This window comes from Legionella yabuuchiae (assembly GCF_900640115.1).
Lineage (GTDB): Bacteria > Pseudomonadota > Gammaproteobacteria > Legionellales > Legionellaceae > Legionella_A > Legionella_A yabuuchiae.
Window position 1 is genome coordinate 16,479 of record NZ_CAAAIW010000009.1, and the last position, 25,586, is coordinate 42,064.

Here is a 25,586-nt window from a genome sequence, read left to right on the forward strand (position 1 = left end):
GCATCGGATTATTTTGATCGATGGTTGCCCGCCTGCGCGGGCATGACAGGTTTTTTGTCATGTACAGAGATAAATGGTACACACCTATTTCTTGAATACAAAGTTGCTCCATACTAAACTCAAATATAGGAATATTAAACTGATATTCTATTTTTAGAGGTCACTACAATGAAAAGACAATCTGGTTTTACCTTGATGGAGTTGGTCGTAGTGATTGTGATTCTTGGAATTCTTGCTGCGGTTGCAGTTCCAAATTACATTGACTTGACAGATGAAGCTGGTACTGCTGGCACAAAAGGTGTGGCTGGTGGCCTGACTTCAGCAAGTGCAATTAATTTGGCCGCTTGTAAAGCAGGATCTGCTAGTTGTATTACAACAACAGGGCAAACCTGTACACAAATTGCTGCAAGCGTATTAGCTGGTGGATTACCAGAGGGTTATACTTCCGGAACAACAGCGGTTACCTTCACCAATGGTATTGCTGAATGTATCATAACCGAAGGAACTTCGGGTCAAACGGCCGTTGCCAGAGTTCATGAAACTTAATCGCTATAATGCTTTATGAGGAACGCTCTGCACGCCTTGGTGGGGCGTTTTAGTGTGGGTGTTTTTTATTAAGATTTGTTTAAGGAAAAATGAATGATTGTGTTATTTATAGTAGGGCTACTCATCATTGTAATCGGATTGATGATGATTTTCACGCCAGAAGCGCTTTATAAAATCAATGCGGCTTTAAACAAAAAAGTGTTCAGCGATAAAGAAATCTTTAAAAACAAAACGCCCATAGCGATTATTTATATCGCCGTGGGCTTTCTTTTAGTGTTTACCTACTTGCAATATTTTTTCAGGTAGACGAATTCAAAAGTTAGGTTATTTTTGCTTCTAATCCTTGATTGAAGTAAAAATAGGAGCAAGCCAATTACTACTGATACTCTCGCTGCAATTCCAATGGCACGACATGATGGAGTCGTGAATACAATCCCATGGTTTGCTCACAAAATACTTGCAGTTGTTGGCGATTTTCCCAAATCATATAATCTACGCCTTTGCGAAATGCCTGTACGCGGCATAAGGTATTCACTAATTCTTTTTCATGTTTCGATAAACCAAGGTGATCGTTTAGTTCAATGAGTTCAATCAATTTGACTTGTTGTCTTACTGGGCGATGCTCATGCAGCAGAAATGCTTTAAGTGTGAGTTCAAAAGCAAGATAGATTAGGGATGTGACGGGCAATAACGCATCGACGCTTAAATGATCATCAAATGACACTTCCGCATTTTGCTGTAACAAATGTTCCGCGCAATAGGCATGCTGGGCTGCGATTTCTAGCATAGATACTGCATCAAGGTAATTCTTTTCCATAATCATACTCCTTTAGTTAGGAGGTTTAGGGAGGGTCACTAACCTACCTCTTACACAATACCCCGGCCCCCATCAACCCGCAAGATTTCACCCGTAATAAATGGATTATTAATTAATGAGAACACAGCTTGAGCAATATAAAAGGGGTCACCGTGTTGTTTAAGAGGGGTGGCGTTAATTATATGGTCTTTTAATTCTTGGGTAAGTTCATTGTTCTGTTCTGGCCAGGCGATGGCGCCAGGAGCTACGGCATTTACCCGTACTAAGGGGGCGAACTCACGAGCTAAGGATTTGGTTTGCATGGTCAAGGCTGCTTTGGTTTGACAATAGATGGCATACCCTTTTAAGGGCTTGTCGCTATGAATGTCGGTGATGTTGATGATGCATCCTTTAGTTTGGGCCAGATGAGGAAACGCTTTGTGACTGAGCCAAAAAGGTGCGCGCACGTTTGTATTAAATAATGCGTCCCAATCTTGTTCTTTGTGCGCACTAAAGTCAGTGGGCTTAAAGAAGGATGCGTTATTTACCAACACATCAAGCCGACCGGCCCAGGCAATGGTTTCTTTGATTAAGGTTTCAACCTCGGTTTTGTTAGTAAGATCCGCAGAAACTATCCTTGCGCTGTCATTTATTGTATCATTTAGTTTTTTTGATAATCGTTCTGCGTCTTTTTTTGATTGCAAGCAATGAATGACTACGCGGTAACCTTGCTCATGCAAATACTCGGCAATGGCAGCCCCAATTCGTCGAGCGGAACCGGTGATTAAGGCAGTGGGTTGTTTACCGGGTTGATCCAAGGTATGTTCCTGTTTTTTTGGATAATATTTAATTATATGAACTTAATCGAGCTAATTTCCAATCAAATTCATGAAAAAGGCGATTTGCCCTTTGTAGAATACATGCATCAGGCACTGTATCACCCAGAATTTGGTTATTACACCACCGGCTTGTCTAAATTTGGTCCTGGTGGCGATTTTGTGACAGCTCCTGAGTTAACTCCTTTATTTGGATACACCCTGGCGAATCAATGTCAGCCCATTTTGAGTGAGCTTGACGCGCCTGTTATTCTTGAGTTTGGGGCGGGCTCGGGTCGGTTATGTGTGGATGTTTTAACGCGCTTAGGGCAGTTAAATTGTTTGCCCGAAGTGTATTATATTCTTGAGGTCAGTCCAAATTTACGCCATCGGCAAGAAGAATTAATTCGTAAACAACTCCCCGATTTCGCTCACCGGGTTCAATGGCTGTCAAAATGGCCAGAAAAACCTCTTAACGGCGTGATAATTGCCAACGAGGTATTGGATGCTATGCCAGTTAATCGTTTTATGGTGGATGAGTCAGGGCTATTAGAAAGTTATATTAGCCTTGATTCGAAAGGAAACCTCAGGGAAATCTTTAAACCTTGTGAGAATGAACGTTTAATTCATTTTGTTCATCAAGTGTTACCGGCTGTAACGTATCCTTATCAATCTGAAGCCAATTTATTTATTCATGGTTGGATAGAAGCTTGTTCAAGTGTGCTTAATCATGGGGTTACATTTCTGATTGATTACGGCTTTCCACGTCACGAATATTATCACCCTGATCGGCAAACAGGAACCTTAATGTGTCATTACCAGCATCAATCGCATCCAAATCCTTTAGCGCATCCTGGCGAAGAAGACATTACCGCACACGTGGATTTTACCCAGGTGGCTGAAGCAGCCATAGACGCTGGCTTTCAAATTTTGGGGTATACTAATCAAGCGTCCTTTTTACTGGCAAATCGCATTTTAGAGTGTTTAAACGAATTAACCAGTGAGCGAGAACGGTTTAAAAGTACCCAAGCCGTCAAGCAGTTGGTACAGGAAAGCGAAATGGGTGAGCTTTTTAAGGTCATGGCGCTAGGAAAACATATAGATATGTCATTATCGGGCTTTCAATGGTTTGATAAGCGAAGTAGTCTTTGAATTGAATCGTAATATACAAGGGTAAGATAACAAACATGAATAAATATTTAACCACGGTGGAGCTACAGAAAGAGTCGATGAAATTTTCTGCTGGCCACACCACCATTTTTTCAGCCACAGAACGCGAACCGCTGCATGGGCACCATTATGGCGTTTATCTGGCGTTAACCACCTGGGTGGAAGATAATGGGATGACGTTTGATTATCGTTATTATAAAAAACGAATTCATGCCTTATGCCAATATCTAAATCAAACGTTTCTTATGCCACAACACTCCCCTTTTCTGACCATCGAGGAGGATGAAGCCTATTATTATTTCACGTTTAATCAGAAACGCATCCCCTTTTTAAAAGAAGACGTCACTTTAATGCCGTTAAGCAACATTACGGTGGAAGAGCTGTCGCGTTGGTTTGTCAATGAGTTAATTAAAGAGGAAGCGGAACTAAAACGACACCGCATTGAAAAAATTGTAGTGAAAGTATTTTCAGCGCCAGGCCAGTCCGCTAGCCATGAATGGGTATGCGAAGCAAGTTAGTCTAGCTTTGTATGTGGACTAGTTAATTGGTGGCTTGGATCTTCATTTCTCTCCTCAATACGACCACTAAAAATCCCATTGGTCCTGATAGAAGAGGCTGGGTTGGTTGTAAAATCAAGGGTTGGATTGTTTAGAAACTTCTTATATTCACCTTCATCAAACTCTGGAAGACTTCCTGCCTGGGGCTTATAGCGATTGAGTAACATGCCGGACAGAGCAGCTAGTGCAAATCCTGCGGCCAGTACGCCAAGACCAATGGGTAATGGCAAAAACAATAACGTTGTAATGACCAAAGCAGGGATCATTAAATCAATAAATACGGCACGAATCACTTGTTTTTTCTGAAAACTAACGACCTTGACACTGTGTTCAGACGTTGCCATGAGACGCTTAATTTCTAAATATAATAGCTTTTTATACGATTCGTCTTCAGTTTGATTAAACTCTTGCAACAATGCCCTACATTCTTCCTTGGCTGCTGTTCCTTTTGCTTTGGCATGCGAGATATTGATTAAGCCAGAAACAGCAGTGTATGCAAGGTTTAGCGCAAAACAAATTGCAGCCCCAGCTAAGGCAATCACCAAAGCAGTTGGCGCTAATAAAACGCCAGGAGGAATTAAGAACGTACAGGCCACAAAGAATCCAGCCACTAAGGAAACAGAGTATGTGAGATCTAATGCCCAGCGATAGTTTTGATATTTCCAATCCAACGTTCGTTCGGCAATGGTACGCTTTAAGCGTTTTATATGGTACTCGAGTCTTTCTCTTTTATCACCAGTCGCTTCTCTTATTTTTGAGTTTAAATCATTCAGTTCTATTTGGTATCGCTGCATTTCTTTATTAAAGCGAGTACTCTCTTCGTGGATTCGCCAGATTGTGAGCGAAGCATCGACTAACAGCAACCCGACTGTTAAGGCGTTTCCCCAATAACCCAGCATGCCACTGCCCGCAAGCCAAGCAAACGTGACTAAATTTACCGTTGCCCAGACTAAGTCATTGAGCAAGGTAAATTTACGTTGGTTCCATTGAGTCAAAAAGCGTTCGTGCGGGGGAATATATTTTTTCTCTCGTTTGTTCATCCAGGGACCTTGGAAGGTGTGTTTGAGCAAAAGAGATAAATTCAAACCAAAGCGCGCGTAATATAGAGACCAACTTAAGCTGCCAAGGTAAAAATCAGGCGCGGCTAAAACGGTTTGGGCCTGATTGCGTTGGGCCAGGGTTTCAGGTAACACGCTTAGAATGCTCGCGGTCATGCCTTCGCCCCAAACCCAATAAAGCCTTCGCTCATTGATATCATTCATGAAATTTCTGACAGCAACGGCTTGCCCGCCAGTAAACTCATGCACTGCCTCGCCTATTTTATAACCCATGCTGAGACCTAAGTACTTGCAATGCATATGATAATGCTGATTTCTTAATTCGCTTAATAGCTTTTCTGGAGAAGCGGGTTCTGTACTTAAACGTATTGCGTAGATTAGTTCGGAGCACAGAAAGATTTTGTTACTTAACTCCCGCAAGCTGCTTTTTCGATCTTCAGTTTCATCGAGGTGATATTGAGCGGAAAAAATGTAAAAGGAGAATAACAACTCTTCTTCCAAAGCTAGTTTTTGAGATGGCGATAAAAATTCAAAGCTTGCGGGATTAATTTCAGCTAATCGATTACTTTTTGTCGCAACCGCTTCTGCTAAGGGCGTTCGACTTCTAAAAATAGACAGCGTTTCTTTTTCAAACACTTCAGCCAGCGTGGTGTTTTCTTGTTGCTGAAATAAGGTAATAACACCCTTTAGACTTTCAGGACTTAACGAGGCGAAGGTTGCCGTGGTTAATTGCTCAATCATCTTAGTGGTGCCTTTATTCGGGGTGTTTTTTAAAGCCAAAACGCTTTTCCTCAGTGCCGTTACATTTGAAAAGTACAAAGTGTACTAATTTATAACATAGCATGGACTAGAAAAACAATCCATTGGTTGTAATTAAATCAAATTGTGTTTGTTAATTATAATTGGAATAGCACTAGATCTCGCGGTTTCAGTGGCAGGAATTGGTAAGAAATGAACCCATTAGGCTAATTCAGTTTCCACTTGGCGATGATACACATCATCATAACGGGTAATGTCATCTTCGCCTAAATAGTCGCCACTTTGGACTTCAATGACATACAGTGGTTCTTGATTAGAATTGCTTAAGCGATGAAGCGTTTTTTGTGGAATGTAGGTGGATTGATTGGCCGTCAATTGCATGGTGTTACGACCATTCACAACATCAGCAATACCTCCTACAACAACCCAGTGTTCTGCACGGTGCTGGTGCATTTGTAAGGATAATCGCGCACCGGGCTTAACCATTAAGCGTTTTACTTTAAAGGTTGGCCCTTCAGCTAATACTTCATAAAATCCCCAAGGCCGTGATACTCGCCTGTGATCGTCCGCTAATTGGCGGTGTTCTCCCGCTAGAGATTGGACAATATCTTTAACTTGCTGAGAATAGCGCTTGTCAGCAACCAATACCGCATCGCCTGTGGCGATGATGATCTGGTCTTGTATTCCTAACGTGGTCACTAAGGTCTGTTCGCTGCTAATGAGACAATTTTTGCTTTCTTTGGCGATGACGTTCCCTTGCAACGCATTGCCATGTTCATCTAACACGTTGGTTTCGGCAACCGCCGCCCAGTCGCCTAAATCACTCCATTGTAAATTCATCGGAATGACGCTCGCCTTATCGGTGTTTTCCATAATGGCGTAATCGATGGATTCGCTGCGACACTGGCTAAAGGATTCCACCTCAAGACGGAAGAAATCATGTGCACTCTGGCCTTTAGACACGGATTGCAACGTGCTTTGGTAAATATCAGGCGCGTATGATTTAAGCTCCTCCAGCCAAACTCCAGTGCGGCCTGCAAACATGCCGCTATTCCAGTAAAAATTGCCGGATTCAATAAAACGCTTCGCCGTTTGCTCATCAGGCTTTTCACGAAAGCGTTTGACTTTAAGCGCTTCAAAACTAAAGTCTTCGCCAGCTTCAATATATCCGTACCCGCTTTTAGGACTGGTTGGGGTTATGCCAAAGGTGACGATGGTATCATGCGTTTGAGCGATTTGAACGCCCGCAAGAATAGCCATTTTCCAGGCGATTTCATCCCCTATCCAATGATCTGAGGGCAACAGAACCATCATCGCATCACGCCCATGTTTTTGAGCTATGAAATGAGCAGCGCAGGCAATGGCGGCCGCGGTGTTTCTAGGACATGGTTCTAAAAGATACGTTAGAGAGGTTTCATAGGGTAGCAATTGTTCTTGTGATAAAAAGTAATGAGCTTCGTTACAGACCACCAACGCTTCTTGCATGGGTAGACTCACTGCTCGTTTCATGGTTTGCTGCAACAAAGTTGAGTCGCTTTGTAAACTTAGAAACTGTTTCGGAAAGTTTTTACGTGATAAGGGCCAAAGCCTTGTGCCAGAGCCGCCAGCTAGAATAACCGGGAAAATGTTCGCTGCCATGGTCGATATCATCCTGTGCGATTGGAGACTTATTTTAGCCTTTAACGACTGGGGTGGCAATTCGTTATCCAGCGTCAATGAACCTTGCCACTGGATCTGACTGGTTCGGGTTATCCGATACCCTAAACACTAAGTATGGGAACGCGCACCATTCGCGTTGCGTACGGGTAGGTCTTAGTTCAGTGCTTTTTGTCCAGTACGATAACCTGAATAGATTCTGATCCATAAAATGGTTATAATGACAACATTATGCACTTAATGAATGAATTATGAAAAAAGCTGTCATTTTGTTATCTGGGGGGCTGGATTCGACAACGTGTCTTGCAATAGCTAAAGACCAAGGATTTCAATGCTACGCACTGAGCTTCTCTTATGGACAAAAGCACCGTCCGGAATTGGAAGCGGCGCGTCAAATTGCAGCGATGATGGGGGTATCTGAGCATAAGGTTGTGAACCTTGATATTGGACAATTTGGTGGTTCAGCCTTAACCGATGAAGACATTGCCGTTCCTGATTTTCAAGATACCTCATCGATTCCTGTGACCTATGTCCCTGCTCGAAACACAATTTTTTTGTCCGTCGCCTTAGGTTACGCTGAAGTATTGGGAGCTTATGATATTTTTATTGGCGCTAATGCTGTGGATTATTCGAATTATCCCGATTGCCGGCCTGAGTTTATTCAAGGCTTTCAAGCGCTAGCTAATATCGCCACCAAAGCCGGGGCAGAAGGACAATCGTTTACCATTCATGCCCCTTTGTTAGAGATGACCAAAGCAGAAATCATTGCTGCTGGGGTAAAGCTGGGCGTCAATTACGGACTAACCGTCTCTTGTTACCAATTGGATTCAGAGAGAGCTGCTTGTGGTGTCTGCGATAGTTGTATTTTTCGTGCGCGTGGATTTGAGCTTGCCAATATACCGGATCCTACCTTATATCAATAATTTAGGATAATTGATTGCTTTTCTTTCGTTTTTAAAAAAGAAAGTGGTATAGCTCGTGAGGATTTTTAATCTTACCTGGAGAGAACTATGTGGGAGAAAGTGAAGGCTTTTTTTATAAAAGACCTACCTGATTTTTTTAATCGTTTTGTTGTAAACCCATTTCTTAACCATTGGAAGGTAATTACAACCGTTGCTGTGGCATCCCTTGCCACTGCGTTATGTTTGGTGTATCCACCCATGGCGCTTTCTTTAGCCATATTTGCTTTGGCTTCTAGCCCTGCTATGGCGGCTTTTGGAAGTGGAGCTGTTCTTGCCGCTACAACGTTGGTCGCTTCAGCCGTTGCATTAACCGTAGCTTCAGTGTTTGGATTAATATTTGGGACTAAAAAATTGTTGGATATGTTTTTTAACAAATCCGCTGGGCGCTCACAGAGTACTGAAGAAGAAGTTTCACCTTCTTTACGAAATTTAAGCAATAGCCCAAGTTCTTTATATGATGAAACTCTTGGCGAAGAACCGGGTCAGTATCCCTCACCATTCGCTGCAGAGCGGCGAACGAGACCTGCTTTATCCATAGATGAATATGACAGCTTGGAAACAGATTCCGTTGCTTCACTTCTCTGTACATGACAGGTTTTTTTGTCATGTACAGAGGCTTCACTTAATTTATGGCAGCAATCTTCCTAATTTTGCGTTATAATTCGCCATTTTCAGTGGTGGACAGGGGTTTATGACAAACGCTCGTAAAATGCTGGTTACCAGCGCTCTTCCTTATGCGAATGGCCATTTGCATTTAGGTCATTTAGTCGAGCACATTCAAACCGACATTTGGGTGCGAACACATAAAATGCTCGGTCATCAATGCATCAGCGTTTGTGGCGATGATGCACATGGCACACCTATTATGCTCAAAGCCGAGCAAGTCGGTATGACCCCTGAAGCGTTAACCACGGAAATTAAGCAAAGCCATGAACGCGATTTTATGGCGTTTGGCATTGCTTATGACAGCTACCACACTACCCACTCCGAAGAAAATCGCATTCTTTCGGCGTTAATTTATGAACGCTTGAATGCGCGCGGTGATATTGTTAAAAAAACCATTCGACAAGCGTATGATCCCGTCAAGGAAATGTTTTTGCCAGATCGCTACGTTAAAGGGACTTGCCCAAAATGCAAAGCGCCAGATCAATACGGCGATAATTGTGAGGTGTGCGGAGCGACGTATTTGCCAACGGATTTGATTGATCCGGTATCTGCCATCTCAGGCGCTAAACCAATTGAAAAAGACTCCGAGCATTATTTTTTTGATTTGCCTCGATATGAATCCTTATTAAGAAAATGGACAAAAAGCGGACACTTACAACTCGAAGTGGTGAATAAACTGGATGAATGGTTTGAATCGGGCTTAAAGCAATGGGATATTTCTCGAGATGCGCCTTATTTTGGTTTTTTGATTCCAGGAACAAAGGATAAATATTTTTACGTTTGGTTAGACGCCCCCATTGGCTACATGGCCAGTTTTAAAAAATACTGCGATGAGCAAGGGCTTTCTTTTGATGAGTTCTGGGCTGAAGGCAGTGAGACGGAGCTTTATCATTTCGTGGGCAAAGACATTGTTTATTTCCATGCGCTCTTTTGGCCCGCAATGCTTGCTGGAAGTGGCCATCGTCTACCCACGGCAATTTATACGCATGGTTTTTTAACCGTCAACGGTCAGAAAATGTCAAAGTCTCGCGGCACGTTTATTGAGGCGCGCAATTACCTGGAATACCTTAATCCCGAATATCTGCGCTACTACTTTGCCGCAAAGCTCAACGGCCGTGTGGATGATTTGGATTTAAACTTTGACGATTTTATTAATCGGGTTAATGCCGATCTCGTGGGAAAAGTGGTCAATATTGCCAGTCGATGCGCAGGGTTTATTAATAAACGCTTTGATAATCAACTTGCTGAAGCACTGAGTGAGCCTGAATTGTATATCGATCTTTTGGCGCGACGCGAGTCCATTATTGAAGCCTATACGACTAGAGACTACGCGCAAGCCATCCGCTTAATCATGGAAGCGGCTGATCGCGTGAATCAATACATCGATACTGAGAAACCTTGGGTGTTGGCCAAGGATCCAGAAAAGCGTTCACAAGTACAAGCCATTTGCACCATGGGCTTAAATTTGTATCGTATTTTAATTGCGTACTTGAAGCCTGTTGTGCCACAAATGGCGTCCGCTTCGGAAGATTTTCTCGATTGTGAATCATTGACATTTCAATCGCTTGATACCCCATTGCTGAGCCAGCGCATTAATCCGTTTAAACCGTTAATGATGCGAGTCGAGCGCGAAAAAGTTGACGCGCTTCTAGCCGAGGGTCGTTAAATGCCATCCGCTCACGATATTGATCAACTGTTACCGCAAACGCAATGCGGTGAATGCGATTTCAAAGCGTGTCGCCCATATGCTGAAGCTTTGGCAAAGGGGACTGCGTCGATTGATCGATGCCCGCCAGGAGGGGTAGATACGCTTAAAGCGTTAGGTCTCTTATTGCATATTGATTCGACCCCCTATTTAGCAGAGGTTGCCAAAAAAACGCGACCACCTTCCAAAGCCGTTATTCGAGAGTCTGAATGCATTGGGTGCACTAAATGCATTCAAGCATGCCCTGTGGATGCAATTGTCGGTAGCGCAAAACAAATGCACACGGTTCTTGAGCATGAGTGTACGGGGTGTGGTTTATGTGTGGAACCTTGTCCAGTGGATTGCATTGATATGGTTTCTGTGCCAGCCCCTGGGTTTGATAAAGCGATAGCGCGCGAGCGGTTCAACGCTCGTGAAGTGCGATTGTTGCGTGAGCAGCATGAACAGCAACAAGCCTATCGTGAAAAAAGAAAACTGGCCGCACAAAAAGCAGATGATGCACAGGATAAGCAGGCCAAGCATCAATATATCTTGCAAGCCTTAGCTCGGGTTCAGGCCAAGCAATTCAAATCCTCCTAAAGCATTTGACGACCGTATGAATAAAGAAAAACGAACCGCCATTTTTGAGCGCTTTCAAAAAGAGAACCCGAATCCAACGACCGAGTTAAATTTTGACACGCCTTTTGAATTATTGATTGCCGTGATTTTATCGGCGCAAGCAACGGATGTGAGTGTGAATAAAGCCACTGAACAGTTATTTGCAGTGGCCAATACCCCTGAGGGGATAGTAGCGCTTGGGGAAGAATCATTAAAACAATACATCAAGACCATTGGGCTTTATAACAGCAAAGCGAAAAACATCATCAATACCTGCGAGCAATTGCTAGAACGTTATAATGGAGAAGTGCCAAAAGAGCGCGAAGCGCTTGAAGCCTTACCGGGCGTTGGTCGCAAAACGGCAAATGTGGTTTTAAACACGGCATTTGATAAACCGACGATTCCAGTGGATACCCATGTCTTTCGTGTGGCAAACCGTACAGGTCTTGCCAAAGGGAAAACACCCCTTGAGGTTGAGAAAAAATTATTGAATAACGTTGAAAAACGATTTCTTCCGAATGTCCATCACTGGCTGGTATTGCATGGTCGTTATATTTGTGTTGCCAGAAAACCTAAATGTCCTGAGTGTTTTATTAATGATTTATGTGAATACAAGGATAAGACTCAGAGATAGTTATAGTCTTATACGTTGTGCTTTAAGCACAGCATTCATGCTCTAAGCTTGAAGAATTGAAACGAGAGATTGGCGATGAAGCACTTATGTTGCTTATGTCAGCTTAAGTGGGAATGACTGAACAATTAACTTTACAGAATTAAAATAATCGGGATATGCTACAGACTACCAAAAAAAGGAAAAATTTCTCAAAATGGATATTACAACCTATTCTTCCTATTTTCTTCTGGCGGGGCGAGTTTTAATCGGCTTTTATTTTTTCTTTTTTGTTTTTTGGAATGGTTATCATTGGCGACCTACTTTAGATGCTATGCGGTTGCGCAAAATCCCCTCGACGCTCGCTTTTCCTGTGATGATATTTGGCCTATTTCTTGAAGGAGTCACAGGATTGATGATTATGTTTGGTATTTATACGGGCTATGCGGCTTTATTGCTTATCCTTTTTGATATTGTGGCCTCCTTCATATTTCATCCATTTTGGATCATGGAGTGGGGGGTTGTTCGTACACTTAATACCATTATTTTCATTGGAAACCTAACTATGACCTTAGGTGGATTGCTCTTACTAGTAGGGATTTCGGCCATGATTTGAGGGGCAAGTCCAAAAGTGCAGTAAATTCCCATTAATTCAGCCTATCAAGTCTGAACTACTACAACACCCCTTAAAGCTACGTTTAACCTGTTAAATTCGGGCGGCGTGCAAAAGACACATAAGGGATTTGTACGCTTTCTCCTAGGTTCAATAAGAGATTACACGCACTCTGCGCTATTTCAGCAACAGACATATAATTATCTTCTACTTGGCTACTGAGTTTTGCTTTAGCGTGGAAGTTCGTTAACATTCCTCCAGGAATAATTTCAGTAACTCGAGCCAGCGGGTGAGTGTATGCTAATTGCTCGCGCAATTCGTTTATATGGCGCTGTAATTGAAGTTTAGTGGATGCATATTGCGTTTGATTTAAATAAGGTTTATTGATTGAAGATGATGTAACAGCCCAAATCCAACTATTTTTATCCCGTGGTATTTTGGTTAAAAGACAATTGATTAAAAGCTGATGGGACAACAAATTAATCTGCCACATTCTTAAAATTTCTTCAGATAAGTCTGTATCTTGCCTTAGAATTCCGGCACATAATATAATTATGTGCACCTCATTGATACTAGCGCAAAAGTTACGAATTGCCTCCTCATTCATTAGATTAAGCATGCAAACTTGTGAGCCATTGATCTTAAACTCTAATTCAATTTGTTTCTTTTTATCTTCATTTGTACCTAGGGCATAAACTGTATAATTATATTTCAATAAATTACGAGCTATCGCAAGTCCTAAACCTGATGTACCTCCTGTTATAACCGCAATGCCTTGCTTTCGTTTCATTTTATCCTCTGTTTTACGTGATGCTCAGTACTCAGTGAATGTTGCTTTCTTAGTTTTTGTATTAAAAAGGCCATATGTTGCATTAAATAAATAAGCTCATTATAAGTCTTTCCTGTTATTTTTGACGCGCTCTTTAAACTCGAAGCAGACGAAAGAAACATGTACTCAAACTCTTCTATGATTCCCCAAATCTCATACCGTTTATCATAGTTTTCCGGTTTGTCTAAAGTGTTTTCAGAAAAATATCTTAATCGTCTTGCCCCTTCTCTTGTCATGCGAAAAGCCCATGTCAAATAAAAGAGGTTTTTTTTCTCTAATGTAAGTGAGGAGGTAAAAGAAGAAATCGCGTTTTGACGTAAGCTATGTGAGGGGATCATTCCTATAATATGGATAAAATCATCAAACTGATTTGTCTTTTTCAACCCTACTAACTCAAAATCAATCTGAACAATATTTTTAAATAGTTTTGGTTTATTTTTAGTGGCGGCCCATTTAGAAAAAAAATGCGTAATGGTTTTTAGTGATTCAGTACGAGAAATCTCCTTGGGCAAATCAGAGCCTATAGGAATAAGCGTATTATTTGGATTAGCATCACGGAATAAATAGGTACAATTTTGATCAAGAATTGTTGATATATATTCTAGTTGAGCCAAGATCTTTGCTTGGCAATGCTTATTGATCTGAAAGTGGTCAGAAAAGACATCAAGTGCTTGTGTAATACTTTCCATAAAGTGAGAAAAATAGGGAACCTTAGGAATAAAATTACCTTTTTGAAAATCAAAGCGATCTTCAAAAAGGTAAATAGCTCGCTCCAGATCGGTTTGTCTTTCTTGAAAAAAATGCTGTTGCAAAACTAGTCTGTTAATTAATAAATCACCAATTTTTTTTGCATGAGCATACCAGATTTTTTTTTCCGTTTTTTCTATGTGGTATAGCAATAAAAAAAAATGCGCTGCAGTAATAGATAATATTTTGTCTTCGGTAAACATCAGCTTTTTCGGATTAAACGATGTAATGCATGGGGTTATATAATTTGCAGAATTAATGTTTTTAAAATAATAACGTACGGCCAATTCGCTGATAAAACCTCTAGCTAGAGTAGTCCGTTTTTCATGCGATTCCTCTGTGAAAAAATGTTGGTTGTTTCTCGCTAGGGATTTTCGTTGTGCCTGCTCTTTAATAGAGATAGCACCTGGTATGGAGATGAAATCAAGAGGGTCTTCATGCCAATTAAGAGTATTTTTGAGCATTAGTACTCCTAGTAGAAGCTATACTTGTAATATAGATGAGAAACGGAACATAAGCATTGAATACTTAAAGAGTAATGACTCAGGCTGGATCTTGAAACTTGGTGAACGAATGGATTTTCATTCGAGTGAGCGGTTATCTTCGAATTTCACATTCTGCGCGAAGGATAGTGTATGATTCTGGATATTGTAAATAAAACAATAGCACTGCAGGAGCAGTCCCCGGAAGGAAAAATAATTGTCGTAGGTATAACCGGTCCAACAGCATCAGGCAAAAGCACTTTGGCAGCTGCTGTGGAAAATCAATTATTACAGCTAGGAAAGTCTGTTGTTGGTGTTAAAATGGACTGGGTTTTGAAAGAAAGAAGCGCTCGAGAGGCCGATCTAAAACTCATTATTTCCAGAATGACATTTATGCCTTATGAGCCTTATCATCATATGGAATTGAATCATATCCATCGTTTTCTAGAAAAAGTTCGTTATTATAATAAACAGCTTTTAGAAAAAGATAGCAAGCTAACTAAGGATAAAACCATTGTTTTAAAGCATCTCTACAACAGAGTTGACGGTTTATCCAATCATCGCCAAGAAATTCATCTCAAACCACATTTAATCATTTTGCTGGATGGGTCATATAATCTTATCCATTATTTAGATTATTATGTCGATTTCCAATATTTAATACTCGCAGACTTAGATGAACTTTTGCAACGATTATTAGTTCGGGCGTTCGCTTATCGAGCTCCTGCCTTAATTAAAGAATATTTTTTACGTATCAATCTACCTTCCATATTACACTATTTAGCTGTCTATCTTCAAAATGCAGATATTATTGTCGACAATACTAACTGGGATGGCCCTAGAATCATGTCGCAAAAAGAGGTATTCAAATGGATCGCTAAAGCACAAGAATGGATGCGATCTGTGTAATTCAACATCAATGCCCCTTATAATGTCAATGCCGAAAAAAATTGTGGAGAAACGCTATGAAAATGTCCTCTATAGCTCATCTCTGTACATGACAGGTTTTTTTGTCATGTACAGAGATAGCTCATCACAACTCGGTGAAGACTAGGATTCTTTAACCGGTCGTTTCCAGCCCGAAATGGTTTTTTGACGGCTTTCGCTTAACGTTAATTCACCCGGCGGTGCATTTTTGCGAATAGTACTGCCAGCGCCGATGGTGGCGTTTTTTCCTACGGTAACGGGTGCTACCAGTTGCGTATCTGAACCTATAAAAGCCCCATCTTCGATAATGGTTTGGTATTTATTGGCGCCATCATAATTGCAAGTAATGGTGCCTGCGCCTATATTCACTTTTTTACCTATGGTTACATCCCCTAAATAACTTAAATGATTGGCTTTACTTCCTTCATCCATGACGGCGTTTTTAGCTTCAACAAAATTACCAATTTTACAGTTTGACGCTAAAATCGTCCCGGGTCTTATACGCGCAAACGGTCCAATTTGACAATGGTCTCCAATCTGACAATTGTCTAACACTGAGTTTGCTAAAATTTCGCAATGCTCACCAATGTTGACGTTTTTAAGTACGCAATTTGGGCCTATAATACTCCCCTCGCCGATAAAAACGGATCCTTCAAATACAGAATTAACATCAATACAAACATCAAGGCCGCATTCCAAAACTCCGCGAATATCGATGCGTGCGGCATCCATAATTCTTACCCCTTGAAGCATTAATTGTTCGGCTAAGCGTTTTTGAAATGCGCGCTCAAGCCATTGAAGCTGAATACGGTCATTAACCCCCAAAATCTCTAGAGGATCACTCGCTTTCATGGACGCAATCTCAACGCCTTCCTGCGATGCTTTGGCGATAATTTCGGTAAGATAATATTCTTTCTGTGCATTTTTATTGCTTAGTTTCGGTAGCCAGCGTTGTAAAGCTTTTGAATGAGCAACGCATATGCCGCTGTAAATTTCATTAATTTTTCTTTGATTGTCAGAAGCATCTTTTTCTTCGATAATCGCATGAATTCGCTCAGCGCCATCTCGCACCACACGCCCAAACCCAAACGGATCCTCGACGCAGGCTACAAGCAACCCTAATTCTTTAGCTGCAGAGGCAGTGGTACTAGCGATTAAGCCGTATAACGTCTCAAGTTGGATTAAAGGAACATCGGCAGAAAGGATTAATACCTGGCTGTCCTCGGACAAATAAGGTAAGGCTTGCATCACCGCATGCCCTGTTCCGAGTTGCATGTCTTGCTTGACCCAATTGACGTTAAGATGGGATAACTCTTGTTTAATCATCTCACTGTTATGACCCACTATGACATGAATTGCATGAGGATTGAGTCGAGTAGCGGTATCCACCACTCGCTCCAGCATAGATTTCCCCGCAAGCTGATGAAGCACTTTAGGCTTTTTGGAGCGCATTCGTTTACCTTGTCCGGCTGCAAGAATCACAATGTCGAGTAACATGTTAATTTTATTCCCTAAGTGATTAAAATAGTGAAAACTGTTTCGAATAAAGATATTGTATACCGATTCTACCCCAAGATACTGGTTTTTTCGCGTATTGATTTTTGAGGTGGCAGGATTTTAAAAACGAAGTAATAGCAAGCTCTATTGGGAGCTTTTTAACATTGTTTAGACGAGAAAAGCAACCGCGAAAATCCTGTCCCTTCAGATAAAATGGGTATACAAATATAAAATTGCGACAAAAGGAGTAGTATTATGACAATTTTCCTTATATTGGCTCAAAAAATAGCATTAGCCCAGCTAAAAGAACGGAAAAATCAATCGGTTGCTGCTGATTACAGTTGGCCAAATCGGTTTTTCTCGAGCTTTGGTTTAGGCCGTGATGAACGTATTTCCGATGCTAAGCGTGAAATTCTTGACGATTTGGGCCTTATGATAAAAGGGTTTGCGCCACGAGATAATGATGAGGAGAATTTAACAGCACTTCTTGATCTAATTTCAAAAAGTAAGGGGCATGCAAAAGCAATAAGTGACCGAGGTGGATTTGTCAATGAGGGAGCTACAGGACCTGCTTTGGAAGCACTCACTCAGTTATTAAATTTTATGCATAAAAAATTACATGAACATGGTCTGACTGACATAGAATGCACTAAGGAGCCTTATGGAATTTTTTGTTTTTATGCCGCCAGATACTTCACCACCAAATCGGTAGATGATTTAAAAAAAGTGAACGTTGCCAGTTTCATGGATAATCCTCACGTGTCTAGCGCTCCAAAAATTTCTAGCGCCAAAGATAAGCTATTAGATGAGGCTTTAACCAACTGCAAAGCTATGATTGCACCAATGGACGCGTCTGAAGACAGTTTGTCAATTAAACTATGTGTTAAATCTGCAATCCAAAATCTTCTTGCTGCCAATAAAGAGTTATGTGATGAGCTTGGAACAGATCTCGGTTTGAGTGTTAATGTTACCTTGTTTAGTTCGCTTAGGATAGGTCCAAAATTTAAACCATCACTGGGTCGGCTTAATGACTTTATGAACAAAGCTTTGGAAGCGATTGAAACCCCAGCGCTGTATGACCAGGAGCTGAATTTTAGTTTTATTCCGAACTTAGACCGAGCTACTTCTATGTCGCCATAAGGATTGAACAATGTGCTAAAGATAGCTGGGTCAAATGGTTATTGTTTCTCGGTTAACTCCCCGCATAGATCCGTTTCTAATAACGATTTGACCTGGCGAATATCGGAATACTTGCTTAATAAATATAACAGTTTGCAATGCGCCGCCTCAGGGGTCATATCATGGCCGCTGATTAGCCCCGCTTGCTTTAGCGTATAACCAGTCGCGTACTGACTCATTTTAACATGACCGTGTTGGCATTGACTGCAATTAACAATGATCACACCGCGGCGACAGGCCTCTTCTAGAAGATTCAAAAAACGCGGATCATTATTTTGTGCATTTCCTGCGCCATACGTTTCTAATATCAGACCTCGAATCGGTTGCTCAAGAATATAAGCCAAAACTTCGGTAGAAAATCCGGGAAATAAACGAAAATTAGCGATAAAGTGTGGGGTAATCGTTAGAAAGCGAAACGGTCTTGACTTCGGTTTCAGCAGTAACCGTTCTTTTAAGTTGATGGTAATGTCTAGTGTGGCTAAGATTGGAAAATTAGGTGAATCAAAGGCATCAAAGCGTTGCGCGCTTACTTTTTGTGCGCGATTTCCTCGCAAGAGTTTTTGATTAAAAAAAATACAAACCTCTTTAATGGGTTGATGAGCACATAGCCATAATGAGGTGATGATGTTATCAACGGCATCGTTACGGACTTCTGATAAAGGGATTTGAGAGCCTGTCAGGATAACGGGTTTATCAAGATGCTCGAGCATAAAGGATAATGCCGATGCCGTATAGGCCATAGTATCAGTGCCATGAAAGACGACAAACCCATCATAGTGTTGATATTCTTCATTAATATCACTGGCAATCCGATTCCATTCACTTAGCGTTAGGTTTGAGGAATCCAGCAAGGGATCATATTCTTTAATAAAAAACTCCGGCATGTCTTTATGGCTCAAAGCAGATATAGTTTGCAGCGCTTGTTGCACATAGCCTGGAGCAGGTTCATACCCATGATTCGTTTTGATGCTGCTAATGGTGCCGCCAGTGTTGATGATTAGTATTTTCTTTTTCATTCCACGGATGCTCATCATAGTCGTATACTTTATTGTAATCGTTCTTGGGTCATATCGTCTTATTTATTTGCCAAAGTCTCGTGTTTTGTGGAAAAATCAGGGTATTAATAGTTCGTTTAAGCAGTAATGAATGGTAATTGATAGAGCCGGTTACCGGTTAAATGTAGGGATCATTCTGGTGAATGATTCCGGCCGCGTATTTTGGGGTCGCCGTCATGGTCACGATGCCTGGCAGTTTCCCCAAGGTGGGCTTGCAAGCGGAGAAACTGCTACCGAGGCGATGTATCGTGAGCTTAGGGAAGAAATAGGCCTAGACCGCGACGACATTGAACTATTGGGTGCTACCAAGCGGTGGTTAAAATATCGTTTGCCAAAGCAATATATACGTCATGGCAGCAAACCTTTGGTCGTGGGTCAAAAACAAAAATGGTTTTTGCTAAAGCTCGTGGCCAGTGAACAAAAATTGCGGTTAGATTTGAGTGATTCACCGGAGTTTGATAGTTGGCGGTGGATTGATTATTACGAACCACAAGATCATGTGATTTTTTTTAAAAAACACGTCTATGCTCAAGCTCTAAAAGAGCTGGAGCCTTTTCTAAAAAAGCGTAAAACCGCTTACGGTAAACGCAAAAAAATGAGGTAATCATATTCTTTAGATGTTGAAAGTACTAAACCGCATTGTCCAGAGTGTTACCACGGCCGGTTCGTTAAGTGATGCCTTACACATTCTGGTAGAAGAGCTTCGAAAAGCCGTCGTTGCTGAAGCGGTTTCTGTTTTCCTTATCGATAATAAAAGCGGTGAATATGTATTGATTGCAACCAATGGGTTGCAGCAAAAGGCCGAGTCTCGCGTTCGAGTGCCACTGGATAAAGGACTAATTGGACTTGTTGGTCGCCGTGAAGAACCCATCAACATTGATAATGCTTCCGCTCATGCAGATTATTTTTATCATTCTTTACTCGGTGAAGAAGAGTTAAATTCATTCCTAGGCGTCCCTATTATCCAGCACCGTAAGTTATACGGCGTTTTAGTCGCCCAACGAGCAGAAGCGCGCTTTTTTGATGATGCTGAAGAAGCGTTTATGATTACGCTAGCAGCTCAGCTAGGGGGAACATTATCCCATGCTGAAGCGACCGGTGAACTTAGTCAGCTGACCCTTCCTAAGCCGGTAGGATTAGCTAGGTCTGAAGTCAACCAACTTTCTTTATCTGGAATTGGTTGTGTGCCAGGTGTTGGCATAGGTACAGCGGTTACGGTTTATCCTCCTGCAGATATTGATGCGGTTCCCAAAAGAACGGTGGATGATGTTGAAGCAGAGGTCGCGATTTTTTATGAGGCGCTGCAATCTGCGCGGGAAGATATGCAACGCCTCAGTCGCCGCATGAAGTCCAGAGTAGCCGAAAGCGAGCATGCGCTGTTTGATGTTTATCTTAGGATGATGGATAAAGACAACCTCGGGAAAGAAGTCGAAGAGGTTATTCGAGAAGAAAGCTTGAGTGCACAAGCAGCCTTGTCTGCCGTGGTTAAGAAGCATGTGCTGCAATTTGAGGGCATGAAAGACGAGTATCTTCGCGAACGGGCGAGCGATTTTCGTGATTTAGGACGTCGTGTGTTGGCCGAATTACAATCCTCACAAATTGAAGAAATTGAATACCCTAAGCGCACCATTCTGGTTGGAGAAGAAATTACCGCAGGAGCTTTGGCTGAAGTGCCAGAAGGGCAGCTGGCTGGGATTATTTCCGCCAAAGGATCCAACAATTCTCATGTGGCTATTTTAGCACGCGGGATGGGCGTGCCTACTGTTATGGGGGTTCGGGGGTTAAGCATTGAGCAATTGTCACGCCGTGCTGTGGTGGTGGATGGGTATTATGGGCAGATTTATATTTCTCCTTCCAAGCGATTGGTTGCAGAATACAAAGTGCTGGCTCAGGAAGAAGATGAGCTTAATCAAAGCTTGGTTAATCTGCGTGATAAGCCTGCGGAAACCACCGATAATTACCGCATTTCGTTGCAAGTGAATACGGGATTAGCAATGGATGCTGGTTTATCCATGAGTGTTGGCGCTGAGGGTGTTGGCCTTTATCGCTCAGAAGTTCCGTTTATGAGCCGGGATCGTTTTCCTTCCGAAGATGAGCAACACGTGATTTACCGTCAGATTCTTAAAGCCTTCGCTCCTCGAAAAGTGACCATGCGCACCTTGGATATTGGTGGAGATAAAACGCTGAGCTATTTTCCTGTAGAAGAAGATAACCCTTATCTCGGATGGCGAGGTATTCGTGTCACGCTAGATCATCCCGATGTGTTTTTATTGCAAGTAAGAGCGATGATGCGTGCCAATGAGGAATTAAATAATCTTCGTATTATGTTGCCGATGGTCACCACGCTAGGGGAGCTTGATGAAGCTATATTTTTAGTGGATCAGGCCTTTATGGAGTTACTGGAAGAAGGATGCGTTATTGAAAAACCAGAAATCGGGGTTATGATTGAAGTGCCTGCTGCGGTCTATCAAGCACGTGAGTTTGCAAGACGGGTTGATTTTTTATCCGTTGGAAGCAATGACTTAACCCAGTATCTTTTGGCGGTTGACCGAAATAATGCTAGAGTGGCAGGACTTTATAATTCTTTTCACCCCGCTATGGTAAAAACGTTAATGAAAGTGGTGGAAGGCGGGCATGCGGCAGGGGTTGAGGTCAGCATTTGCGGCGAAATGGCCAGTGATCCTTTGGCGGTGATCTTACTGATGGCCATGGGCTTTGATACGTTAAGCATGAACTCGTTTAGTTTGCCAAGAGTAAAATGGGTGATTCGTAGTTTTTCCATTGCGAATGCTCGGAAAATCTTAGCGGATGTTTTAGAGTTTGAGCATGCTGAAGAAATCAGGCTCTATTTACAAAAGGCGCTGGAAGAAGCAGGTCTGGGTGGATTAATTAGGGCAGGAAAATCATGATTTTATCAAGTCTAGTTGAGCATGGTACAGCCTATGCCTTAACCGGTGCATTTACCGGATTTATGTCAGGGATTTTGGGAATTGGCGGAGGCATGATTGTAGTGCCGGCACTGCTTTATATTTTTCATTATACCCATGTTGTCCCCGCAGAGGTTGAAATGCATGTGGCTTCGGGCACTTCATTAGCGATTATGATTTTTACGGCTATGTCCACTATACGAGCGCACCACCGCCAAGGCGAAATTCTTTGGGGCATTTATCATCGTCTATGGCCGGGAATTATTTTAGGAACCATTGTTGGGGCGCTCTTAGCGGATCAGTTATCAACCAATGTGTTAAAAATGATTTTCGGTATTTTTTTACTCTTTGTTGGATTTAAAATGCTGGCAGATGTGCATGTGGAACGTCCACAGAGGATGCCCAGTAATAAGATAACCGGTATCGTCAGTTCCTTGATCGGGTTATTGTCAGGGTTACTGGGTGTTGGTGGCGGCACGCTGGTGATTCCTTATTTGAATTTTTGCGGGATTAATACCCGTAAAATTCCAGCCATATCCGCGCTATGTACCTTAGCGGTTTCTATGATTGGCACCATTGTGTTTATTATTACTGGTAGCAATGAACCTGGCCTGCCCTCGTTTTCTACGGGATACGTATATTGGCCAGCCGTGATTTGGGTTGCGATTCCTAGTATTTTATTTGCGCCAATTGGCGCACACTTAACTTATACGTTACCGGTTCAACAATTAAAATATGGGTTGGTCGCCATATTACTCATGGCCGGTTTGGATCTGCTGATTTAAGGATGCTAAAGCGATGCGAATTTTAGTATTTCCACATATTGATCCCGTGGCTTTTTCTTTAGGGCCAGTACGCGTGCATTGGTACGGGTTAATGTATCTCGTGGGGTTTATTGCCGCCTGGCTCTTGGCTCATTGGCGAGTGAAACGTTACCGTTTGGATTGGACTTCTGAGCAGATTGGCGATTTAATTTTTTATAGCGCTGTGGGTGTTATCGTTGGCGGACGACTTGGCTATATGGTGTTTTATAACCTGCCCCAGTTCATTGAACAACCGTTATCTCTATTCAAAGTCTGGCAAGGTGGGATGTCCTTTCATGGAGGACTGCTAGGCGTTATGTTAGCACTGTGGTTGTTGACTTATAAATTTAATAAACGCTTCTTAGAGATCTCTGATTTTGTTGTCCCCCTCGTTCCCATTGGTTTAGCGGCAGGCCGCTTAGGAAATTTCATCAATGGTGAGTTATGGGGACGGCCAACGGATATGCCGTGGGGGGTTGTTTTCCCGCACGTGGATCTGCAACCGCGTCATCCCTCACAGCTGTATGAGTTTGGATTAGAGGGGGTTGCATTATTTGTGTTAATTTGGTGGTATGCCTCTAAGCCACGCCCTTTGGGATGTGTTTCTGCGGTATTTTTAGTAGGCTATGCAACGGCCAGACTTATTATAGAGTTTTTCCGAGCTCCCGATCCTCAGCTAGGTTATCTGGCGTTTAATTGGCTAACCATGGGACAATTGCTCTCTATTCCGATGCTGATTATTGGAATCGTATATTTGTGGATGAAACGAGATGAAAACGTACCTAAACCTTCTTGAACATATATTAACTCAGGGCAGCGAGAAAACCGATCGTACTGGGGTCGGCACGCTTTCGGTGTTTGGCTACCAAATGCGATTTAATTTGGCAGAAGGGTTCCCTCTAGTCACCACGAAAAAGCTTCATACCCGCAGTATTATTCATGAGTTGCTTTGGTTTTTAAGGGGCGATACGAATATTGCTTATTTAAACGAACATGGGGTTCGGATTTGGGACGAATGGGCCGATGAGCGCGGTGAGCTTGGACCAATTTACGGTAAACAATGGCGCAGTTGGCCAACCGCCGATGGCCGCCATATTGACCAATTGAGTGACGTGGTGAATCAAATCAAATCTAATCCGCACTCGCGCCGCTTGGTTGTCAACGCATGGAACGTAGGCGAGCTGGATAAAATGGCGCTATCGCCTTGCCATGCTTTATTTCAGTTTTATGTGGCAGATAATCGTTTATCTTGTCAGCTCTATCAGCGATCTGCTGATGTCTTTTTAGGGGTTCCGTTTAACATCGCCTCTTATTCTCTTCTTACTCATATGATTGCCGAGCAGTGTGATCTCGCGGTGGGAGATTTTGTTTGGACTGGTGGAGACTGCCATTTATACCTCAATCATCTTGAACAGGCTAAAACTCAGCTGCAACGAACCCCGCTGCCTCTCCCAGAGCTAAAAATTCATCGTCGTCCGAGCTCTTTATACGATTACCGCTATGAGGATTTTGAATTTGTGAATTATGAATCGCATCCGGCTATAAAGGCGCCAATTGCAGTTTAGGAGTGGCGCTTGTTTACAGATCTTAGTTCAAATCCTCATTATCAGTGTTAGTGATCGATAGAATTTGGAAATATCATGTAATTTGTGTTTTAATAAAGCCCCTGTTGTTTAATTATTATACTTATTATGAAAAAATTAGTTCTGTTGGTCCTTGCCATGGGGTTGATAACCACAACTCACGCAAGTAAATTAAGCGATTTTTTTAACAAAATGGAAGCACGTGATAAAGCTCGTAAGGAGCAAGAAATTAAGCAAGATATGAATTTTAGCGATTTTGCTTACAAATACGAACGGCGTTTTACTAACGCAGAAGGAGAGTCCTGTCGCGAATATATTTTCCGATCACGCAGCAATCCCTATCTGCATGGTCGTCATACAATCTGTAATGGTCGTTAAAACATGCGATTAGCGTTTATTCGTGATGCTCGGTCACTTGCAGAGCTTTCTTGGTAAACTCAAGGCAACCGGGTTGGCGCATTTTGTAGTGTTCGCGGCATGTTGAAACATACATATTATTGCCGCCAATGACCACTTGCTCTCCTTCAGATAAAACATTCCCTTCAGCGTCAAGACGGAGAATCATTGTCGCTTTGCGCCCACAATGGCAAATGGTTTTAATTTCAACCAGCTCATCTGCCCAAGCGAGTAAATATTGACTGCCCTCAAATAACTCCCCTCTAAAGTCGGTGCGAAGACCATAAGCGAGTACAGGAATTTTCAATTCATCCGTGATCTCGGTTAATTGCTGCACCTGCGCGCGTGTTAAAAATTGTGCTTCGTCAATTAATACACAAGCGTAATGTTCGTTTTGCGCTTTAACAAGGTTCAATAAGTTGTCTGGACTATGAAACATAATCGCAGGCTCTGATAAGCCAATTCGAGAACTGACGGTGCCTAATTTGAAGCGATTATCAATCGCAGGGGTAAATAATAAGGTATTCATGCCGCGTTCGCGGTAGTTATAACTAGATTGCAGTAAAACAGTACTTTTTCCTGCGTTCATCGCAGCATAATAGAAATAAAGTTTTGCCATGTAATTGTTCCATTCATTAATATAAAATTAGT

The 25,586-nt window shown here is 42.1% G+C and carries 27 protein-coding genes; 18 read left to right on the forward strand and 9 right to left on the reverse strand.

Translation table 11 applies throughout. The annotated features are described in order from the left end of the window. Nucleotides 1–168: 168 nt before the first annotated feature. On the forward strand, nt 169–546 hold the full coding sequence (locus tag E1O47_RS12600) for a prepilin-type N-terminal cleavage/methylation domain-containing protein (RefSeq protein WP_133130142.1): 378 nt from the start codon (nt 169–171) through the stop codon (nt 544–546). A gap of 93 nt (nt 547–639) precedes the next feature. Beyond that, on the forward strand, nt 640–852 hold the full coding sequence (locus E1O47_RS04840) for a hypothetical protein (protein WP_133130143.1): 213 nt from the start codon (nt 640–642) through the stop codon (nt 850–852). A gap of 70 nt (nt 853–922) precedes the next feature. Here E1O47_RS04840 and E1O47_RS04845 read toward each other — a convergent pair whose 3' ends face one another. Both E1O47_RS04845 and E1O47_RS04850 read right to left on the reverse strand, forming a co-directional pair. Further along, nucleotides 923–1,363, reverse strand: coding sequence for a hypothetical protein (locus E1O47_RS04845; RefSeq protein ID WP_133130144.1), 441 nt, complete (start codon nt 1,361–1,363; stop codon nt 923–925). Nucleotides 1,364–1,413: 50 nt separating this feature from the next. Then, a complete protein-coding gene (locus E1O47_RS04850; RefSeq protein ID WP_242602010.1) occupies nt 1,414–2,160 on the reverse strand; it encodes a pteridine reductase in 747 nt (248 codons plus the stop codon). Nucleotides 2,161–2,196: 36 nt separating this feature from the next. On the opposite strand from E1O47_RS04850, the gene E1O47_RS04855 reads away from it, so the two are divergent. Beyond that, nucleotides 2,197–3,309 (forward strand): class I SAM-dependent methyltransferase, encoded by a 1,113-nt coding sequence (locus E1O47_RS04855; RefSeq protein WP_133130146.1) that lies wholly within the window; start codon nt 2,197–2,199, stop codon nt 3,307–3,309. 35 nt (nt 3,310–3,344) lie between these two features. Further along, on the forward strand, nt 3,345–3,845 hold the full coding sequence (locus E1O47_RS04860) for a 6-pyruvoyl trahydropterin synthase family protein (RefSeq protein ID WP_133130147.1): 501 nt from the start codon (nt 3,345–3,347) through the stop codon (nt 3,843–3,845). Here the strand turns inward: E1O47_RS04860 and E1O47_RS04865 are convergent. After that, nucleotides 3,842–5,722, reverse strand: a complete 1,881-nt coding sequence (locus E1O47_RS04865; RefSeq protein ID WP_133130148.1) for a hypothetical protein — start codon at nt 5,720–5,722, stop codon at nt 3,842–3,844. The two genes, E1O47_RS04860 and E1O47_RS04865, sit on opposite strands and share 4 nt — an antisense overlap. Before the next feature lie 180 nt (nt 5,723–5,902). Continuing rightward, nucleotides 5,903–7,339, reverse strand: a complete 1,437-nt coding sequence (locus tag E1O47_RS04870) for a mannose-1-phosphate guanylyltransferase/mannose-6-phosphate isomerase (RefSeq protein ID WP_133130149.1) — start codon at nt 7,337–7,339, stop codon at nt 5,903–5,905. 269 nt (nt 7,340–7,608) lie between these two features. Between E1O47_RS04870 and queC the strand changes: the two genes are divergently transcribed. The 6 genes from queC (at nt 7,609) to E1O47_RS04900 (ending at nt 12,513) form a co-directional block, all read left to right on the forward strand. Next, nucleotides 7,609–8,280 (forward strand): 7-cyano-7-deazaguanine synthase QueC, encoded by a 672-nt coding sequence (queC, locus tag E1O47_RS04875; protein WP_133130150.1) that lies wholly within the window; start codon nt 7,609–7,611, stop codon nt 8,278–8,280. Between the two features lie 87 nt (nt 8,281–8,367). Then, on the forward strand, nt 8,368–8,910 hold the full coding sequence (locus tag E1O47_RS04880) for a hypothetical protein (protein WP_133130151.1): 543 nt from the start codon (nt 8,368–8,370) through the stop codon (nt 8,908–8,910). A gap of 100 nt (nt 8,911–9,010) precedes the next feature. Then, on the forward strand, nt 9,011–10,651 hold the full coding sequence (gene metG, locus E1O47_RS04885; protein ID WP_133130152.1) for a methionine--tRNA ligase: 1,641 nt from the start codon (nt 9,011–9,013) through the stop codon (nt 10,649–10,651). Then, nucleotides 10,652–11,269, forward strand: coding sequence for an RnfABCDGE type electron transport complex subunit B (locus E1O47_RS04890; RefSeq protein ID WP_133130153.1), 618 nt, complete (start codon nt 10,652–10,654; stop codon nt 11,267–11,269). It abuts the gene before it with no gap. Nucleotides 11,270–11,285: 16 nt separating this feature from the next. After that, complete coding sequence (gene nth, locus E1O47_RS04895; RefSeq protein WP_133130154.1) at nt 11,286–11,921, forward strand: endonuclease III; 636 nt, start codon at nt 11,286–11,288, stop codon at nt 11,919–11,921. A 193-nt stretch (nt 11,922–12,114) separates the two neighbouring features. Further along, on the forward strand, nt 12,115–12,513 hold the full coding sequence (locus E1O47_RS04900) for a hypothetical protein (protein WP_133130155.1): 399 nt from the start codon (nt 12,115–12,117) through the stop codon (nt 12,511–12,513). Nucleotides 12,514–12,595: 82 nt separating this feature from the next. On the opposite strand, the gene E1O47_RS04905 is transcribed toward E1O47_RS04900, so the two are convergent. Both E1O47_RS04905 and E1O47_RS04910 read right to left on the reverse strand, forming a co-directional pair. Then, entirely contained in the window at nt 12,596–13,300 is a 705-nt protein-coding gene (locus E1O47_RS04905; protein WP_133130156.1) for an SDR family NAD(P)-dependent oxidoreductase, read from the reverse strand. After that, nucleotides 13,297–14,550 (reverse strand): hypothetical protein, encoded by a 1,254-nt coding sequence (locus E1O47_RS04910; RefSeq protein ID WP_133130157.1) that lies wholly within the window; start codon nt 14,548–14,550, stop codon nt 13,297–13,299. Before E1O47_RS04910 ends, E1O47_RS04905 begins: the two co-directional genes overlap by 4 nt. Before the next feature lie 171 nt (nt 14,551–14,721). Here E1O47_RS04910 and E1O47_RS04915 point away from each other — a divergent pair, with 171 nt between their 5' ends. Next, nucleotides 14,722–15,477 carry a hypothetical protein gene (locus tag E1O47_RS04915; RefSeq protein WP_133130158.1) on the forward strand — a complete coding sequence of 252 codons (756 nt, stop codon included), beginning with the start codon at nt 14,722–14,724 and terminating at the stop codon, nt 15,475–15,477. 141 nt (nt 15,478–15,618) lie between these two features. Here the strand turns inward: E1O47_RS04915 and glmU are convergent, their stop codons facing one another. Beyond that, the gene (gene glmU, locus E1O47_RS04920; RefSeq protein WP_133130159.1) at nt 15,619–16,992 is read right to left on the reverse strand and encodes a bifunctional UDP-N-acetylglucosamine diphosphorylase/glucosamine-1-phosphate N-acetyltransferase GlmU; all 1,374 of its coding nucleotides are present in this window, start codon (nt 16,990–16,992) and stop codon (nt 15,619–15,621) included. Between the two features lie 255 nt (nt 16,993–17,247). Between glmU and E1O47_RS04925 the strand changes: the two genes are divergently transcribed. Continuing rightward, nucleotides 17,248–18,132: a hypothetical protein gene (locus tag E1O47_RS04925; RefSeq protein WP_133130160.1), complete on the forward strand. Its 885-nt coding sequence runs from the start codon at nt 17,248–17,250 to the stop codon at nt 18,130–18,132. Between the two features lie 38 nt (nt 18,133–18,170). Here the strand turns inward: E1O47_RS04925 and ansA are convergent, their stop codons facing one another. Further along, entirely contained in the window at nt 18,171–19,187 is a 1,017-nt protein-coding gene (gene ansA, locus E1O47_RS04930) for an asparaginase (protein WP_133130161.1), read from the reverse strand. 130 nt (nt 19,188–19,317) lie between these two features. On the opposite strand from ansA, the gene E1O47_RS04935 reads away from it, so the two are divergent. From E1O47_RS04935 to E1O47_RS04960, 6 genes are all read left to right on the forward strand, one after another. After that, on the forward strand, nt 19,318–19,830 hold the full coding sequence (locus E1O47_RS04935) for an RNA pyrophosphohydrolase (RefSeq protein ID WP_133130162.1): 513 nt from the start codon (nt 19,318–19,320) through the stop codon (nt 19,828–19,830). Between the two features lie 13 nt (nt 19,831–19,843). Next, on the forward strand, nt 19,844–22,135 hold the full coding sequence (gene ptsP / locus E1O47_RS04940; protein ID WP_133130163.1) for a phosphoenolpyruvate--protein phosphotransferase: 2,292 nt from the start codon (nt 19,844–19,846) through the stop codon (nt 22,133–22,135). Beyond that, nucleotides 22,132–22,938, forward strand: coding sequence for a sulfite exporter TauE/SafE family protein (locus E1O47_RS04945; protein WP_133130164.1), 807 nt, complete (start codon nt 22,132–22,134; stop codon nt 22,936–22,938). The genes ptsP and E1O47_RS04945 overlap by 4 nt, the downstream gene beginning before the upstream one ends. Nucleotides 22,939–22,957: 19 nt before the next feature. Then, nucleotides 22,958–23,752 carry a prolipoprotein diacylglyceryl transferase gene (gene lgt, locus E1O47_RS04950; RefSeq protein WP_133130210.1) on the forward strand — a complete coding sequence of 265 codons (795 nt, stop codon included), beginning with the start codon at nt 22,958–22,960 and terminating at the stop codon, nt 23,750–23,752. Next, nucleotides 23,727–24,521, forward strand: a complete 795-nt coding sequence (gene thyA / locus E1O47_RS04955; RefSeq protein ID WP_133130165.1) for a thymidylate synthase — start codon at nt 23,727–23,729, stop codon at nt 24,519–24,521. The genes lgt and thyA overlap by 26 nt, the downstream gene beginning before the upstream one ends. Before the next feature lie 126 nt (nt 24,522–24,647). After that, the gene (locus tag E1O47_RS04960; RefSeq protein WP_133130166.1) at nt 24,648–24,917 is read left to right on the forward strand and encodes a hypothetical protein; all 270 of its coding nucleotides are present in this window, start codon (nt 24,648–24,650) and stop codon (nt 24,915–24,917) included. A 16-nt stretch (nt 24,918–24,933) separates the two neighbouring features. Here E1O47_RS04960 and E1O47_RS04965 read toward each other — a convergent pair whose 3' ends face one another. Then, nucleotides 24,934–25,554 carry a thymidine kinase gene (locus tag E1O47_RS04965; protein WP_133130167.1) on the reverse strand — a complete coding sequence of 207 codons (621 nt, stop codon included), beginning with the start codon at nt 25,552–25,554 and terminating at the stop codon, nt 24,934–24,936. Nucleotides 25,555–25,586: the final 32 nt, after the last annotated feature.